The 17,057-nt window shown below is 48.4% G+C and carries 14 protein-coding genes and 1 other annotated feature (1 of these 15 only partly in view); of the genes, 13 read left to right on the top strand and 1 reads right to left on the bottom strand.

All coding sequences use genetic code 11. The features are described from left to right. Positions 1–4, top strand: a sequence feature (ribosomal protein L10 leader region); it begins 160 nt to the left of the window's first position. Between the two features lie 24 nt (positions 5–28). The 11 genes from rplJ to C7R94_RS23060 all read left to right on the top strand — a co-directional run bounded on the left by rplJ (position 29) and on the right by C7R94_RS23060 (position 15,192). Next, positions 29–544, top strand: a complete 516-nt coding sequence (gene rplJ / locus C7R94_RS23110) for a 50S ribosomal protein L10 (RefSeq protein WP_016742852.1) — start codon at positions 29–31, stop codon at positions 542–544. A 55-nt stretch (positions 545–599) separates the two neighbouring features. After that, the gene (rplL, locus tag C7R94_RS23105; RefSeq protein WP_088910278.1) at positions 600–962 is read left to right on the top strand and encodes a 50S ribosomal protein L7/L12; all 363 of its coding nucleotides are present in this window, start codon (positions 600–602) and stop codon (positions 960–962) included. 102 nt (positions 963–1,064) lie between these two features. Next, positions 1,065–1,661, top strand: coding sequence for a class I SAM-dependent methyltransferase (locus tag C7R94_RS23100; RefSeq protein WP_048035650.1), 597 nt, complete (start codon positions 1,065–1,067; stop codon positions 1,659–1,661). Between the two features lie 309 nt (positions 1,662–1,970). Further along, positions 1,971–5,510, top strand: coding sequence for a DNA-directed RNA polymerase subunit beta (gene rpoB, locus C7R94_RS23095; RefSeq protein ID WP_088910280.1), 3,540 nt, complete (start codon positions 1,971–1,973; stop codon positions 5,508–5,510). 29 nt (positions 5,511–5,539) lie between these two features. Continuing rightward, positions 5,540–9,166 (top strand): DNA-directed RNA polymerase subunit beta', encoded by a 3,627-nt coding sequence (gene rpoC / locus C7R94_RS23090; RefSeq protein ID WP_106785062.1) that lies wholly within the window; start codon positions 5,540–5,542, stop codon positions 9,164–9,166. 139 nt (positions 9,167–9,305) lie between these two features. Then, a complete protein-coding gene (locus tag C7R94_RS23085; protein WP_106785060.1) occupies positions 9,306–9,560 on the top strand; it encodes a 50S ribosomal protein L7ae-like protein in 255 nt (84 codons plus the stop codon). A 122-nt stretch (positions 9,561–9,682) separates the two neighbouring features. Then, entirely contained in the window at positions 9,683–10,117 is a 435-nt protein-coding gene (gene rpsL / locus C7R94_RS23080; RefSeq protein WP_012683978.1) for a 30S ribosomal protein S12, read from the top strand. Positions 10,118–10,173: 56 nt separating this feature from the next. After that, complete coding sequence (rpsG, locus tag C7R94_RS23075; protein WP_047074718.1) at positions 10,174–10,644, top strand: 30S ribosomal protein S7; 471 nt, start codon at positions 10,174–10,176, stop codon at positions 10,642–10,644. A 69-nt stretch (positions 10,645–10,713) separates the two neighbouring features. Further along, positions 10,714–12,792, top strand: coding sequence for an elongation factor G (fusA, locus tag C7R94_RS23070; protein WP_047074716.1), 2,079 nt, complete (start codon positions 10,714–10,716; stop codon positions 12,790–12,792). A gap of 120 nt (positions 12,793–12,912) precedes the next feature. Beyond that, positions 12,913–14,103 (top strand): elongation factor Tu, encoded by a 1,191-nt coding sequence (gene tuf, locus C7R94_RS23065; protein WP_047074714.1) that lies wholly within the window; start codon positions 12,913–12,915, stop codon positions 14,101–14,103. Positions 14,104–14,256: 153 nt separating this feature from the next. Beyond that, complete coding sequence (locus tag C7R94_RS23060; protein ID WP_106785058.1) at positions 14,257–15,192, top strand: DMT family transporter; 936 nt, start codon at positions 14,257–14,259, stop codon at positions 15,190–15,192. A 25-nt stretch (positions 15,193–15,217) separates the two neighbouring features. Here the strand turns inward: C7R94_RS23060 and C7R94_RS23055 are convergent, their stop codons facing one another. Further along, positions 15,218–15,604 carry a globin domain-containing protein gene (locus C7R94_RS23055; protein ID WP_047074711.1) on the bottom strand — a complete coding sequence of 129 codons (387 nt, stop codon included), beginning with the start codon at positions 15,602–15,604 and terminating at the stop codon, positions 15,218–15,220. A 356-nt stretch (positions 15,605–15,960) separates the two neighbouring features. Here C7R94_RS23055 and rpsJ point away from each other — a divergent pair, with 356 nt between their 5' ends. Then, positions 15,961–16,269 (top strand): 30S ribosomal protein S10, encoded by a 309-nt coding sequence (gene rpsJ, locus C7R94_RS23045; RefSeq protein ID WP_005828858.1) that lies wholly within the window; start codon positions 15,961–15,963, stop codon positions 16,267–16,269. A 148-nt stretch (positions 16,270–16,417) separates the two neighbouring features. Beyond that, on the top strand, positions 16,418–17,047 hold the full coding sequence (gene rplC, locus C7R94_RS23040; RefSeq protein ID WP_088910287.1) for a 50S ribosomal protein L3: 630 nt from the start codon (positions 16,418–16,420) through the stop codon (positions 17,045–17,047). Positions 17,048–17,057: the final 10 nt, after the last annotated feature.

Genomic DNA, 17,057 nt, shown 5'->3' with positions numbered 1-17,057 from the left:
TAGGATTAGAGCACGGGAGGTGTAAACAATGGCAGAAATTCGTCCAACCGTTATTCGTGAAGAAAAGGTACAAGCGATCAACGAAATCGCAACTAAGCTTCGCGAAAGCCAAACTACAGTGGTAGCTGACTACCGCGGTCTGACAGTAGCACAAGTAACTGAGCTCCGTAAGCAATTGCGTGAAGCTGGTGTTGAGTTCCAGGTGTTGAAAAACTCCCTGACTCGTCTGGCTACTGAGAAGGAAAGCCTGACTGAACTGGATCAATATCTGACTGGACCAAACGCTCTGGCGTTCTCCAAAGACGATATCATCGCTCCAGCGAAAGTTATCGCTGAATTCGCTAAGAAAAACGACAAGCTGGAAATCAAGGGTGGCGTTATCGAGGGTAAAGTAGTTGATGCTGAGCAAATTAAAGCTCTGGCTTCCCTGCCGAACCGCGAAGGTCTCTTGTCCATGCTTCTTTCCGTCCTGCAAGCTCCAATGCGCAACGTTGCACTGGCAGTCAAAGCAGTGGCAGAACAAAAAGAAGGTCAAGGCGCGTAATCGTCTGATCGGTTAATGTTTTACAAATACTATTCCTTGAATGGAGGATTTACAAATGTCTAAAGAGCAAATCTTGGAAGCCATTAAAGGCATGTCCGTTCTCGAACTGAACGATCTGGTAAAAGCAATTGAAGAAGAATTCGGCGTAACTGCTGCTGCTCCTGTAGCTGTAGTTGCTGGTGGCGGAGCAGAAGCTGCTGCTGAGCAAACTGAGTTCACTGTAAACCTGGTAAGCGGCGGCGCTTCCAAAATCAACGTAATCAAAGTTGTTCGCGAGCTGACTGGCTTGGGTCTGAAAGAAGCAAAAGACCTGGTAGACAACGCTCCAAAAACACTCAAAGAGGGCGTTTCCAAAGACGAAGCAGAAGCCCTCAAAGCAAAACTCGAAGAAGCTGGCGCTCAAGTAGAAGTAAAGTAAGTTAGCTTCCTTTAGGATATCCCCTTGCCTGCGGCAGGGGGATTTTCTATAAACTTTTGATGATAAAGGTTTATTTAAACGATGAGGAAGGGTGAATCACACGTGGCAGACCATTACTATACCAATCAACCGGGCGCTGCACATGATGAACAGCAATTTACGTTCAAACTCCGTGGTAATGAATTTCGTTTCATAACGGATGCTGGCGTTTTTTCCCGAGACCGGATTGACTTTGGAAGTGTATTGCTCATCGAGAACATGGAGATCGACAGTCATGCGCGTGTGCTTGATGTGGGATGCGGGTATGGTCCGATGGGATTGACGGCTGCCAAGCTTGCTGATCATGGTCGGGTGACGATGATCGACGTGAATGAGCGTGCGGTTAACCTGGCTCGTCGTAATGCAGAAGCAAATGGAATAAAAAATGTTGAGGTTCGAGTGAGTGATGTTTACAGCGGCGTGCAAGGCGAGCAGTTTGATGTCATTCTGACCAATCCGCCGATTCGTGCGGGTAAGGAAATCGTTCATCGCATTTTTGTAGAGGGATATGACCTGTTGGTAGAAGGCGGAGAAATGTGGGTTGTCATTCAGAAGAAGCAAGGCGCCCCATCCGCATTGAAAAAGCTGCAGGAAACGTACCGTGAAGTAATAGAGGTAGATCGGGAAAAAGGCTATCACATATTTAGGGCAATCAAATAAGCAAGAAGAAATCATTAGAAAAGTTTTCTTGACGCGAATAATTGAATGTGGTAGCATTATAAAATGTCAATATGGGATAAATGTCTATTTTTCAGCAATTCCCTGTCCGTCAAGCGTTTCTACTTTTTTCCTGAGATAGGAATGTTTGCGTGAAAACATGGGAATTCTTTTAAAATAGAGTTTCTCTGGGTTAAAAATGGTTGAAGCTGCTTTAACCCATTTTTATTTTTAGGCATTCGAATGCGACTGAAAGAAGTTGCCGAATGCCGAGTTTCTATGTGTGAAAACACAACCTGAGGGGTGAATAAGTTGGCAGGTAAAGTGATTCAAAGTGGCCGACACCGCCAGCGTCGTACGTATTCACGTATTAACGAAGTGCTGGGCCTTCCAAATCTCATCGAGATTCAACAAAAGTCCTACCAATGGTTCCTTGATGAGGGGCTCCGTGAGATGTTCCAAGACATTTCGCCAATCCAGGACTTCACAGGTAATCTCGTGCTGGAGTTTATCGACTACAGCTTGGGAGAGCCGAAGTACGATGTTGACGAGTCGAAAGAACGTGACGTCACCTATGCGGCGCCTCTGCGTGTGAAGGTACGTTTGTTGAACAAAGAGACGGGAGAAGTGAAGGAACAAGAAGTATTCATGGGGGACTTCCCGCTCATGACCGAAACGGGAACCTTCATTATTAATGGTGCTGAGCGCGTTATTGTCAGCCAGCTTGTTCGTTCCCCCAGTGTATATTACAACACCAAAGTGGACAAAAACGGCAAGCAGACGTTTACAGCTACAGTAATCCCGAACCGGGGTGCTTGGCTGGAGCTGGAGACCGATGCGAAGGACGTTATTTATGTCCGCATCGACCGTACGCGAAAAATCCCGGTAACGGTTCTTTTGCGTGCGTTGGGCTTTGGTTCCGACATCGAGATTCTCAACTTGCTGGGTGAAGATGAATACATCAAGAACACGCTGGAAAAAGACAATACCGATTCTACGGAAAAAGCGCTCATTGAAATCTACGAGCGTCTTCGTCCGGGTGAGCCACCAACAGTCGAGAATGCGAAGAGCCTCTTGATCTCTCGTTTCTTCGACCCTAAGCGCTATGATTTGGCTTCTGTTGGTCGTTACAAAATGAACAAAAAGCTTCATTTGAAAAACCGTCTGTACAACCAACGTTTGGCTGAGACACTGATCGATACGACAACGGGTGAAATTTTTGCCGAAGCAGGTCAAATGATTGACCGTCGTGTCCTGGATCGCATCTTGCCAGCGCTGGAAGGCAATATCGGCTTTATTGATGTTCGCACGCATGGCGGTGTATTGGAAGATGAAGCAATTCATTTGCAATCTATCAATATTTTCTCTCCGATTGAGGATGGCAAGATCATCAAAGTAATCGGAAACGGAAATGTAGATAAGTCCTTCAAACATATTACGCCGTCGGATATCGTATCGGCGATCAACTATTTCATGAACCTCTTGCACGGTGTTGGTTCCACAGATGATATCGACCACTTGGGTAACCGTCGTCTGCGTTCCGTGGGTGAGCTTCTGCAGAACCAGTTCCGTATCGGTTTGTCCCGTATGGAGCGCGTGGTTCGTGAGCGCATGTCCATCCAGGATCAAAACCAAATCACACCGCAAGCTCTCATTAACATCCGTCCAGTGATTGCATCACTGAAGGAGTTCTTTGGTAGCTCGCAGCTGTCCCAGTTCATGGATCAAACTAACCCATTGGCTGAGCTGACGCACAAACGCCGTCTGTCCGCACTCGGACCTGGTGGTTTGACGCGTGAGCGCGCGGGCTTCGAAGTGCGCGACGTTCACCATTCCCACTACGGTCGTATGTGTCCAATTGAGACGCCAGAGGGACCAAACATTGGTTTGATCAACTCCCTGTCGTCCTTTGCACGCATTAACGATTACGGATTTATTGAAACGCCTCGTCGTAAAGTAGATCCGGAAACAGGTTTCGTGTTGACTGATATCAGCTACTTGACTGCTGATGAGGAAGACGTGTTCAACGTGGCACAGGCGAATCAGCCACTCGATGAAGATGGCCGTTTCGTAAACGACATGGTAATCTGCCGTCGTAAAGGTGAGATCTTAAGCGTACCGCGCGACAAGGTAGACTTCATGGACGTATCGCCGAAGCAGGTTGTATCCGTAGCGACAGCGCTGATTCCGTTCCTCGAGAACGATGACGCCAACCGCGCACTGATGGGTTCAAACATGCAGCGGCAGGCCGTTCCGCTTTTGATTCCACAAGCACCGTTTGTCGGTACAGGTATGGAGCATAAAGCAGCGCAAGACTCCGGCGTGGCGATCGTTGCCAAGCATCCGGGTCAAGTAGAGCGCGTAACGGCTCGCGAAATCTGGATTCGTCGTTACCAAGAAATCGACGGCAGAAAAGTTGCCGGCGATCTCGATAAATACAAAATGCACAAGTTTATCCGTTCCAACCAAGGTACCTGCATCAACCAGCGTCCAATCGTTAGCACTGGAGACTGGATTGAGAAAGGCGATATCATTGGGGACGGCCCATCCACCGAAAAAGGTGAATTGGCTCTCGGTCGTAACGTAATCGTTGCGTTTATGACGTGGGAAGGATACAACTACGAAGACGCGATTCTTCTGAGTGAAAAACTTGTAAAAGATGACGTGTATACGTCTATCCATATTGAAGAATACGAGTCCGAAGCTCGCGACACCAAGCTGGGGCCAGAGGAAATCACTCGCGACATTCCTAACGTTGGGGAAGATGCTCTGAAAAACCTGGACGAACGCGGTATCATCCGTGTTGGTGCGGAGATTCAGGACGGCGACATTCTCGTTGGTAAGGTTACACCTAAAGGGGTTACTGAGCTGACAGCAGAAGAACGCCTCCTGCATGCTATCTTCGGTGAAAAAGCTCGTGAAGTTCGTGATACATCCTTGCGCGTACCGCATGGTGGTTCCGGTATCATCGTAGACGTAAAAGTATTTACGCGTGAGAATGGCGACGAATTGCCACCAGGCGTAAACCAACTCGTTCGCGTTTACATCGCCCAAAAACGGAAAATCTCCGTGGGTGACAAAATGGCCGGCCGACATGGTAACAAAGGGGTTATCGCCCGCATTATGGCGGAAGAAGATATGCCGTTCCTGCCAGATGGCTCTCCAGTAGAGATCGTACTCAACCCGTTGGGCGTACCTTCGCGTATGAACATCGGTCAGGTATTGGAGACTCACTTGGGTATGGCAGCGAAGCTTCTGGGTATCCACGTAGCAACGCCGGTATTCGACGGTGCACGTCAGGCAGAAGTATTCGAAACGTTGGAAGAAGCAGGTCTGGATCGTGACGGGAAAACGATCTTGTTTGATGGTCGTACAGGTGAACCGTTTGACCGCCGTGTAACGGTAGGTTGCGTATACATGCTGAAACTGGCTCACTTGGTTGACGACAAAATCCATGCTCGTTCTACTGGTCCTTACTCTCTTGTTACGCAGCAGCCATTGGGTGGTAAAGCTCAATTCGGTGGACAGCGTTTCGGGGAGATGGAGGTTTGGGCATTGGAGGCATATGGTGCTGCCTACACCTTGCAAGAAATTCTCACTGTCAAGTCCGATGACGTCGTGGGCCGCGTGAAAACGTACGAAGCGATCGTTAAGGGCGAAAACGTTCCAGAACCAGGTGTTCCAGAGTCCTTCAAGGTATTGATCAAGGAACTCCAGAGCTTGGGTATGGACGTGAAGATTCTGTCCGGAGACGAGCAGGAGATTGAAATGCGTGAAATGGAAGACGAGGATGAAGGCAACGGTGAAAAACTGAACCTCGTTCTCGAAGGCGGAAGCTTGAACGACGAGTAAGATTCCGGTACCAAGGGAGGTAACGCCCTGTGATTGACGTGAACAACTTCGAATATATGAAGATCGGCTTGGCTTCCCCCGATAAGATCCGTTCGTGGTCTTTCGGGGAAGTGAAGAAGCCAGAGACGATCAACTACCGCACACTGAAACCGGAAAAAGACGGCTTGTTCTGTGAACGCATCTTTGGACCGACCAAGGACTGGGAATGCCATTGCGGTAAATACAAGCGTGTTCGTTATAAAGGTGTAGTGTGCGACCGTTGCGGCGTGGAAGTGACCCGCGCCAAAGTACGGCGTGAGCGCATGGGGCACATTGAACTGGCTGCCCCAGTTTCTCACATCTGGTACTTCAAAGGGATTCCAAGCCGTATGGGCTTGGTGCTTGACATGTCCCCTCGTTCCCTGGAGGAAGTAATCTACTTTGCTTCTTACGTAGTAACCGATCCAGGTGATACTCCTCTCGATAAAAAGCAATTGCTCTCCGAAAAAGAGTACCGCAACTATCGTGAGAAATACGGCCACTCCTTCCAAGCGATGATGGGAGCAGAAGCGATCAAACGCCTGCTTGCAGAAATCGATCTGGATAAAGACGTGGAAACGTTAAAAGAAGATTTGAAAACGGCACAAGGCCAGCGTCGCAACCGTGCGATCAAGCGTCTGGAAGTGCTCGAGGCATTCCGCAACTCCGGTAACCACCCGGATTGGATGGTTCTCGACGTACTGCCGGTTATCCCGCCAGAGCTTCGTCCAATGGTTCAGTTGGATGGTGGACGTTTTGCCACTTCCGACCTGAATGACCTGTACCGCCGTGTAATCAACCGTAATAACCGTCTGAAGCGCCTGCTCGAACTGGGTGCTCCTGACATTATCGTACAAAACGAGAAACGCATGCTGCAGGAAGCAGTAGACGCGCTCATCGACAACGGTCGTCGTGGACGTCCGGTAACAGGACCAGGAAACCGTCCTTTGAAATCTCTCAGCCATATGCTGAAAGGTAAACAAGGTCGTTTCCGTCAAAACCTGCTCGGTAAGCGTGTTGACTACTCCGGTCGTTCCGTTATCGTTGTAGGACCAAACCTGAAGATGTATCAGTGCGGTTTGCCTAAAGAAATGGCACTGGAGCTCTTCAAGCCGTTCGTGATGAAAGAGCTGGTTTCCAAAGGCCTCGCTCACAACATCAAGAGCGCAAAGCGCAAGGTTGAGCGCGTTCAGCCAGAGGTATGGGACGTTCTCGAGGACGTTATTCGCGAGCATCCGGTACTGTTGAACCGTGCCCCCACCTTGCACCGTCTGGGTATCCAGGCATTCGAACCGGTTCTGGTTGAAGGCCGTGCGATCCGTTTGCATCCGCTCGTTTGTACAGCGTACAACGCGGACTTCGACGGTGACCAAATGGCGGTTCACGTTCCGTTGTCTGCTGAGGCACAGGCAGAAGCCCGTATCCTCATGCTGGCAGCGCAGAACATCTTGAACCCGAAAGACGGTAAACCTGTAGTAACACCATCCCAGGACATGGTGCTTGGTTCTTACTACCTGACACTGGAACGCGAAGGCGACAAAGGAGAGGGTACGATTTATCGCGATCCTCACGATGCGATTGCCGCTTATCAGCAAGGCTTTATCAGCCTGCATACGCGCATCGCTCTGCCAGCAAAACGCCTGAGCAAAACCAGCTTTACTGAGCGTCAAGAGAACGCGCTTCTCGTAACGACAGTAGGTAAAGTAATCTTCAATGAAATTTTCCCTGCAGATCTGCCGTTCATCAACGTACCAACGAAAGGCAACCTGCAAAACATGGTTCCTGACGAATACTTTATTTTCGATAAAGGTACCAACGTTACAGAGTTCATCAAGAACCTGCCTGATCCGGGTGCGGTGAAGAAAGGCTTCTTGGGAACGATCATTTCCGAGTGCTTCCGTCGTTTCGGTACGATGAAAACGTCCATGATCCTCGACAAGATTAAGGAACTGGGCTTCACGTACTCCACGAAAGCAGGTATCACAATTGCCGTAGCGGACATTGCGGTACCAGGAAAGAAAAAAGACATCCTCGACGCAGCGGATGAAAAGGTTGCAACTGTTATGACGCAGTTCCGTCGCGGTTTGATCACCGAAGACGAGCGCTATGACCGCGTAATCTCCATCTGGTCCAAAGCGAAGGATGAAGTAACAGACGTTTTGATGAAGTCCATGGATAAGTTCAATGCGATCTTCATGATGGCGAACTCCGGTGCCCGTGGTAACGTATCCCAGATCACTCAGCTGGCTGGTATGCGCGGTCTGATGGCAAACCCATCTGGTCGAATCATCGAGTTGCCGATTAAATCCAACTTCCGTGAAGGTCTGACGGTATTGGAGTACTTTATCTCCACGCACGGTGCGCGTAAAGGTCTCGCCGATACAGCCTTGCGTACAGCGGACTCGGGTTACCTGACTCGTCGTCTGGTAGACGTTGCCCAAGACGTGATTGTACGCGAAACCGATTGCGGAACAGATAAAGGTATCCGTGTAACAGCGATCAAGGATGGTAAAGAAGAAATCGAGAAGCTGTCTGACCGTCTGGTAGGACGTACTTGCTTCGAGACTTTGCGCCACCCTGAGACAAAAGAAATTATCGTGCACCGCAATGAGGAGATCTCTGAAGAGGTTGCCGAGTATATCGAAAAAGTTGGAATCACTGACGTTTACATCCGTAACGTACTTGCTTGCCGCACCAGCCATGGTGTCTGCAAACTGTGCTACGGACGCAACCTGGCTACAGGAGCCGAGGTGGAAGTGGGCGAAGCAGTTGGTATTATCGCTGCTCAGTCCATTGGTGAGCCGGGTACCCAGCTGACCATGCGTACCTTCCATACCGGTGGGGTTGCGGGAGACGATATTACCCAAGGTTTGCCGCGTATTCAAGAGTTGTTTGAGGCGCGCAATCCGAAAGGGCAAGCAGTTATCTCCGAAATCGATGGTGAAGTTGTTGATATTCGCGAAGGGAAAGATCGTCGCGAGATCGAAGTACGTGGAGAAGCGGAGAACAAAGTGTATGCAGCACCGTATGGCTCGCGCATCAAGGTTTCTGTTGGTGTCAAGCTGAATGCAGGTGACGAGCTCACGGAAGGTTCCGTAGACCCGAAAGAAATGCTCAAAGTTCGCGGTATGCGCGGCGTTTCCAACTACATCTTGCAAGAGGTACAAAAAGTTTACCGTATGCAAGGGGTAGAAATTAACGACAAGCACGTAGAGGTTATGATTCGTCAGATGCTGCGCAAACTGCGCGTTATCGACAGCGGAGATACAGACCTCTTGCCAGGTTCCTATGTTGAGGTTCCTGAATTTGAGCAAGCGAACGCAAAAGTTCTCATGGAAGGCAGAAATCCAGCGGTGGGCCGTCCGGTTCTTCTGGGGATCACCAAAGCATCCCTCGAAACCGACTCCTTCCTGTCGGCAGCATCCTTCCAGGAAACGACTCGCGTTCTTACCGATGCAGCGATCAAAGGAAAAGTGGACCGCTTGCTAGGTTTGAAAGAGAACGTTATTATCGGGAAGCTGGTTCCAGCAGGTACCGGTATGTCACGTTACCGCAATGTAAAAGTTGCTAGTCAAGTAGATTACGAAGCAGAGCTGGAAGCAGCGAAAGCTGAGCAAGAAGCAGTTTCTGTAGAGTAATGGCAGGAAAAGCGCCCATCACCGATCGGTGGGCGCTTTCCTTAAATAAAAAATATCAAAAGGGCGTTGACAACAACTAGCCCACCTGATATTATATTCAAGTGTGCCTGACATCTGTACTTTGGAGGATATGAGAATCATGTCTTATGAAAAAGTAGAGCGGGCCAAGGACTTGACGATCGGTATCAAACAGACGATCAAAGCTGTGGAAAACCAACAGGTAGAAGCAATGTATATCGCTCTTGATGCGGATAAACGTTTGACCCAAAAAGTCGAGCTCCTTTGCAAAGAGAAGGGTGTTCCAGTCATCCATGTAGATTCCATGCGCCGTCTAGGCAAAGCGTGCGGAATTGAAGTGGGAGCAGCTACTGCTGCGATTAAAAAGAGTGGTTAACGATGTTTTTGTCTGTAGTTACACGTTGCGTAATACTGGACAAGGACTTTCTATTTGACCTAAAAATGACTCACCTGGATCTGTGGTCTTGAAGATTGGGTATTAAGAAGGGAGGTAACATCATGCCTACAATTAACCAATTGGTGCGTAAAGGTCGCGAGGATAAGGTTGTGAAGTCTAAGTCCCCAGCTCTTCAAAAGGGGTACAACAGCTTCAAGAAAAGCCAAACCAACCAAAGCTCTCCTCAAAAACGTGGTGTTTGCACTCGTGTAGGTACCATGACTCCGAAAAAACCGAACTCCGCGTTGCGTAAATACGCTCGTGTGCGTTTGACAAACGGAATCGAGGTAACAGCTTACATCGGTGGTATTGGCCACAACCTGCAAGAGCATAGCGTCGTGCTGGTGCGCGGCGGTCGTGTAAAAGACTTGCCAGGGGTACGCTACCATATCGTTCGTGGTGCTCTTGACACTGCTGGTGTGAACAACCGTAAACAAGGTCGTTCCAAGTACGGTACTAAGCGTCCTAAGCCAGGTCAAGCAGCAGCGAAGAAGTAATAAAAAAGCGCCTGTGAAGTGGCGTGAATTTATAACGAAAAGAAGGAGGGAATACGATGCCTCGTAAAGGTCCTGTAACCCGTCGTGACGTGTTGCCTGATCCAATTTACAACAGCAAGCTGGTTACTCGTTTGATTAACCGCCTGATGTTGGATGGTAAACGCGGTGTAGCGCAAAATATTCTCTACAACGCATTTAACATCATTCAGGAGCGCACTGGTCGCAACCCGATGGAAGTGTTTGAAGAAGCACTGAAAAACGTAATGCCAGTACTGGAAGTTAAAGCTCGCCGTGTAGGTGGTGCTAACTACCAAGTACCAATCGAAGTAAAACCGGAGCGCCGTACCACTCTTGGACTGCGTTGGATGGTTAACTACTCCCGTAACCGTGGAGAGAAAACCATGGAACAACGTTTGGCTAACGAGATCATGGACGCTGCTAACAACACCGGTGCAGCAGTTAAAAAGCGTGAAGACACGCACAAGATGGCTGAAGCGAACAAAGCGTTTGCTCACTATCGCTGGTAGGAATTGAATCGGGTGTCCGTATTGGATACCCGTTTATTCTCAAACTCGAGTATGGAAGGAGCATACCTAATGGCTCGCGAGTTCTCTTTGCCGAATACGCGTAATATCGGTATCATGGCTCACATCGATGCTGGTAAGACGACGACTACTGAGCGTATTCTGTTCTACACTGGTCGTGTTCACAAAATTGGTGAGGTGCACGAAGGTGCAGCTACCATGGACTGGATGGAACAAGAGCAAGAGCGCGGTATTACCATTACTTCGGCTGCTACTACTGCTCAATGGGCTGGACATCGTATCAACATCATTGATACGCCAGGCCACGTAGACTTCACTGTAGAAGTTGAGCGCTCCCTGCGCGTTCTTGACGGTGCTGTAACCGTTTTTGACGCAAAAGGTGGCGTTGAGCCGCAAACCGAAACAGTATGGCGCCAAGCTGACCGCTATGGCGTACCGCGCATGTGCTACATTAACAAAATGGATATCTTGGGTGCTAACTTCGATATGTGCTTGGGCCAGATCAAATCTCGCCTGGGTGCAAATCCAGTAGCAATCCAATATCCAATCGGTGCAGAAGATCAATTCAAAGGTATGGTTGACCTGATTGAAATGAAGGCAATCGTATATACTGATGACTTGGGTAAAACTTCTGACTCCGCTGAAATTCCTGCTGACATTTTGGCACGTTGCGAAGAACTTCGCATGGCTATGGTTGAAGCAGCTGCAGAACAAGACGAAGAGCTCATGATGAAGTACTTGGAAGGCGAAGAGCTGACCAACGAAGAAATCCGTGCAGCTCTGCGTAAGGGTACTATCGAGTGCAAACTGACGCCGGTAATGTGCGGTTCTTCTTACCGTAACAAAGGTGTTCAGCCTATGCTGGACAACGTTGTAGCTTACCTGCCGTCCCCGGTAGATATCCCTGCAATCAAAGGTACACTGCCAGATACTGATGAAGAAGTAGATCGTCCAGCTGACGATAACGGTCCGTTCTCTGCTCTTGCGTTCAAGATCATGACTGACCCTTATGTAGGCCGTCTGACATTCTTCCGTGTATACTCCGGTGTACTGAACTCCGGTTCTTACGTACTCAACTCTACTAAAGGTAAGCGCGAGCGCGTAGGCCGTATTCTGCAAATGCACGCAAACCACCGTGAAGAGATCCAAACGGTTTACTCCGGTGACATTGCTGCTGCTGTAGGTTTGAAAGATACAACAACTGGTGATACTCTGTGTGATGAAAAGGCTCCTGTAATCCTCGAGTCTATGGAATTCCCAGAGCCAGTTATCTCTGTTGCGATCGAACCAAAATCCAAAGCAGACCAAGACAAGATGGGTATCGGCCTGTCCAAGCTGGCTGAAGAGGATCCAACGTTCAGAACTCGCACAGATGAAGAAACAGGTCAAACTATCATCTCCGGTATGGGTGAGCTTCACCTGGAGATCATCGTTGACCGTCTGAAACGCGAATTTAAAGTTGAGTCGAACGTAGGTGCTCCACAGGTTGCTTACCGTGAAACATTCCGTAACGCAGCTAAAGTGGAAGGTAAATTCGTTCGTCAGTCCGGTGGTCGTGGTCAATACGGTCACGTTTGGGTGGAGTTCGCTCCTCTCGAGCCGGGTCAAGGCTTCCAATTCGAAAACAAAATCGTTGGTGGTGTAGTACCACGCGAATACATCCCTGCTGTTCAAGCGGGTATCGAAGAATCGATGAAAAATGGTGTTATCGCCGGCTTCCCGCTGGTTGATATCAAAGCTACTATCGTAGACGGTAGCTACCATGATGTCGACTCCTCCGAGATGGCATTTAAAGTAGCAGGTTCCCTCGCATTGAAGGAAGCTGCGAAAAAATGTGGCGCTGTACTGCTCGAGCCAATCATGAAAGTAGAAGTTACAATGCCTGAAGAGTACATGGGCGACGTAATGGGTGACCTGAACTCCCGCCGCGGTCGTATCGAAGGTATGGAAGCTCGTGCAAATGCACAAGTAATCCGTGCAATGGTACCACTGTCCGAGATGTTCGGATACTCCACAGTTCTGCGTTCCCGTACTCAAGGCCGTGGCGTTTACTCCATGGTGATCGACCACTACGAAGAAGTACCTAAATTTATCGCTGAAGAGATCATCAAGAAATCTAAAGGCGAATAATTACAGGTTACAGCTTTATCTTGCAACCAGAAAGGTTTACAATATGGAAGGGACAACCATTCGTAAGGTAAACCTTTCTTCAAACCATAAAACCCTTATATATAAGGAGGCTTTACTCTCATGGCAAAAGAAAAATTTGAGCGTAATAAACCACACGTTAACATCGGTACTATCGGTCACGTTGACCATGGTAAAACTACCCTGACTGCTGCTATTACAACTGTATTGGCACAACAAGGTAAAGCAAAAGCTATGAACTACGCTTCTATTGACGCTGCTCCAGAAGAAAAAGAGCGCGGTATCACAATCAACACTGCTCACGTTGAGTACGAAACTGAAAACCGTCACTATGCTCACGTTGACTGCCCTGGTCACGCTGACTACGTGAAAAACATGATTACCGGTGCTGCTCAAATGGACGGCGCTATCCTGGTTGTATCCGCAGCTGATGGTCCAATGCCACAAACTCGCGAGCACATCCTGCTCTCCAAGCAAGTAGGCGTACCTTACATCGTAGTATTCATGAACAAATGCGACATGGTAGACGATGAAGAGTTGTTGGAACTGGTTGAAATGGAAATCCGTGACCTGTTGTCTCAATATGAGTTCCCAGGTGACGACACTCCAGTAATCAAAGGTTCTGCTAAAGAAGCTTTGGACAACCCAACTGGTGAGTGGGCTAAGAAAATTGGCGAACTGATGGACGCTGTTGACAGCTACATCCCAACTCCTGAGCGTGCAACTGACAAGCCGTTCCTGATGCCTGTAGAGGACGTGTTCACGATCACTGGTCGTGGTACTGTTGCTACTGGTCGTGTAGAGCGCGGTATCGTTAAAGTTGGTGACCAAGTAGAAATCATTGGTCTGGCTGAAGAAACTAAAAACACAACTGTAACTGGTGTTGAGATGTTCCGCAAATTGCTGGATCAAGCTCAAGCTGGTGACAACATCGGTGCTCTGCTGCGCGGTGTAGACCGTAACGACATCGAGCGTGGACAATGCTTGGCGAAACCAGGTTCCGTTAAGCCTTACACTAAGTTCAAAGCAGAAGTTTACGTTCTGTCCAAAGAAGAAGGCGGACGTCACACTCCTTTCTTTGCTAACTACCGTCCACAATTCTACTTCCGTACAACTGACGTAACAGGTATCATCCAACTGCCAGAAGGCGTTGAAATGATCATGCCTGGCGACAACACTGAGTTCACTGTAGAACTGATCGCTCCAGTAGCGATGGAACAAGGTACTCGCTTCGCGATCCGCGAAGGTGGCCGTACAGTAGGCGCTGGCGTTGTAGCTTCTATCGACGCGTAAGATATACGGATACACAAAACCCGACAACTTTGGTTGTCGGGTTTTTTTATGTGCATTTATCGAACTTTTAAATAACTCCCATCAAAATCATTCAATTTGCCTCTCGTGGCAATATGCTACAATACCATCAGGATTGGATGGGGGATATTAGAGATGAAAAATAATGAGCGATTACTGTTTCTTATGCTTGCAGGTGTTGTCACGCTGTGGGGCTTGAATGTCGTCATGGTCAAGTATTTAACAACGTTTCCTCCATTGTATGTCGCGGCTATACGCATGACTGTCGGTGGAATCTGTTTATCGCCACTCATCTTCTTATACCGAAAGAGTTTGCGTTTTAGCAAAACGGATTGGTTCTTGTTGGCCGGAGTCGGTGCTAGTTCTATCGCTCTCCATCAAATAACGCTGGCCGCCGGTGTTCAATACACGACAGCGGGAAATGCGTCGCTTATACTTGGATTAAATCCGTTGGCAACGGCACTCTTGGCGATGCTTTTCTTAGGAGAAGGCATGTCGTTGAAAAAAGGGATTGGCATTGGAATGGGTTTTGCAGGAGTATTGATTGTCGTTATCTCTCAGCACGGCGGTCTTCATATGAATGGCTGGGGAGATGCCATTATGTTTTTCTCCATGCTCATGTATGTAACGGGTGGTTTACTTATACGGAAATTGGTCGTAAGAGGTGTGCCGGTACTCTTAATTACGGCTTTATCGCAAATGTTTGGAGTCATCTTCTTGTGGGGAGTCGCATTGACTGTTCAACCAGCTTCCTATTATCTTTCTTTGGACGTTTCATCTTTTCAGTGGCTTGTGATTTTTGCTTCAGGTGCGCTATCAACTGCGCTCGGCTCGATCGGCTGGAATTATGGCATACGTCAGCTGGGAGCGAGTCGAACAGCTGTTTTCTTAAATGGAATGCCGATGGCCAGTTTGGTATTTGCGGCGATATTCCTGGGGGAAAGCCTCCAACTCGTACACTTACTAGCACTTTGTATGATCGTAGGCGGTGTATATTTGGGATCACGCAGCTTGGTGAGACCGAAAGCTGCGCATGCAGCAGCAGCCTCTGATATTACAACAAAAGCGTAGGACGGTAATTGTCCTACGCTTTTTCTTATTGATCCCACTTATTGACCATATGGTGAGCAGTTAAACGCAAGCGATCAAAGATGTGCTTCCGAATTTCGCCTTCCAGTCCTGTCAGGTCCATGGCTTTATCCATACAAGAGAGCCAAGCCTCTGCCTGTACAGGTCCAATAGGAAACGGCATGTGTCGTGCTCGCAGCATCGGATGACCGTGGGCGTCCGAATACAGGCTTGGACCACCGAGAAACTGTGTCAAAAACTGATACTGACGTTCCTTCACGTGGGTTAAATCTTCAGGGAAGAGCTCGTTAATATCGGGATGCTGCTTTACCAGATCATAAAAGGTATCGACAAGACGGGCCAAGGTATCTGCGCCGCCGATGATTTCATAAGGGGTTTGATTCACATCAGACATTGAGGAAAACCTCCATTTCATAACGATTACAACCATAAGTATAACGTCTTCCTTCTATTATAGATAGATGATCAGCGAGTTGGCAGGTAATCCCGCTTGCCTTATTTCACGGAAATATGTAATATGGTCAAAGTGAGCCATTCAGTAGGCGCACCATGTACAAAAAAAATATGCGGAAACCCAAGAAAAAACTTGCGTTGCCCAAATCTTTTTAGTACAATATTGAATGTTGGTCATGGACTTGCGATGATGTGGGAGGTTGCTGACACACCCGGCCCCTTTGCCATGACCGGGGTGCAGGATATTTCCACGGAGAAATGTCTGTTTAAAAAATGGGCGAAAAAGGAGGGACTTCAATGGCAAAGCAAAAGATTCGTATTCGTTTGAAAGCGTATGATCACAAAATCCTGGATCAGTCCGCAGAAAAAATTGTGGACACTGCGAAGCGTTCCGGTGCTAACGTATCCGGTCCGATTCCACTCCCTACGGAGAAAGCAGTTTACACGATCCTGCGTGCGGTTCATAAGTACAAAGATTCTCGCGAGCAATTCGAGATGCGTACACACAAACGTCTGATCGATATCTTGAACCCAACACCACAAACAGTAGATGCTTTGATGCGTCTGGATCTGCCATCTGGTGTGGACATCGAGATTAAACTGTAGGTCCCAAAAAGCGATACACGCGCAGACGTTGTCTTGATAAGCGTGTTATACCAAGCAACAAACCCTTAAAATGGCACCCCTGCGCATCGATGGGGACTTGATACAACATAAAAACGTTTTACTGAAATAAGCACAGGAGGTGGCACAAATGACCAAAGGAATCTTAGGGAAAAAACTTGGCATGACTCAAGTTTTTGGTCCAAACGGAACAGCGACTGCTGTAACGGTTATCGAAGTAGGTTCCAACGTAGTTCTCCAGAAGAAAGACGTTGAGACTGACGGTTATGAAGCGATTCAAATCGGTTTCGAAGACAAAAAAGAACAGCGCGCTAACAAGCCGGAAAAAGGACATGCAGCGAAAGCTAATACTGCTCCTAAGCGCTTCATTCGCGAAATTCGCGGAGTTAACCTCGCTGATTACGAGGTTGGTCAAGAGTTGAAAGCTGACATTTTTGCCGAGGGAGAAATGGTAGACGTAGCTGGCGTATCCAAGGGTAAAGGTTTCCAAGGTGCGATCAAACGTCACAATCAATCCCGCGGTCCTATGGCTCACGGTTCGCGTTACCACCGCGGTCCAGGTTCCATGGGTGCTGTAGCTCCAAACCGCGTATTTAAAGGTCAAACCCTGCCAGGTCAAATGGGTGGCGACAACGTTACCATTCAAAACCTGGAAGTAATTAAAGTAGATGCAGAACGCAATCTGGTTCTCGTAAAAGGCTCCGTGCCTGGTCCGAAAAACAGCTGCGTACTGGTATCCACGGCAGTCAAGAAGAACTAGTAAGGAAAGG

It is taken from the genome of Brevibacillus sp. NRRL NRS-603 (assembly GCF_003013445.1).
GTDB classification, from domain to species: Bacteria; Bacillota; Bacilli; order Brevibacillales; family Brevibacillaceae; genus Brevibacillus; species Brevibacillus formosus.
This window is presented reverse-complemented; position numbering and strand designations above follow the sequence as displayed.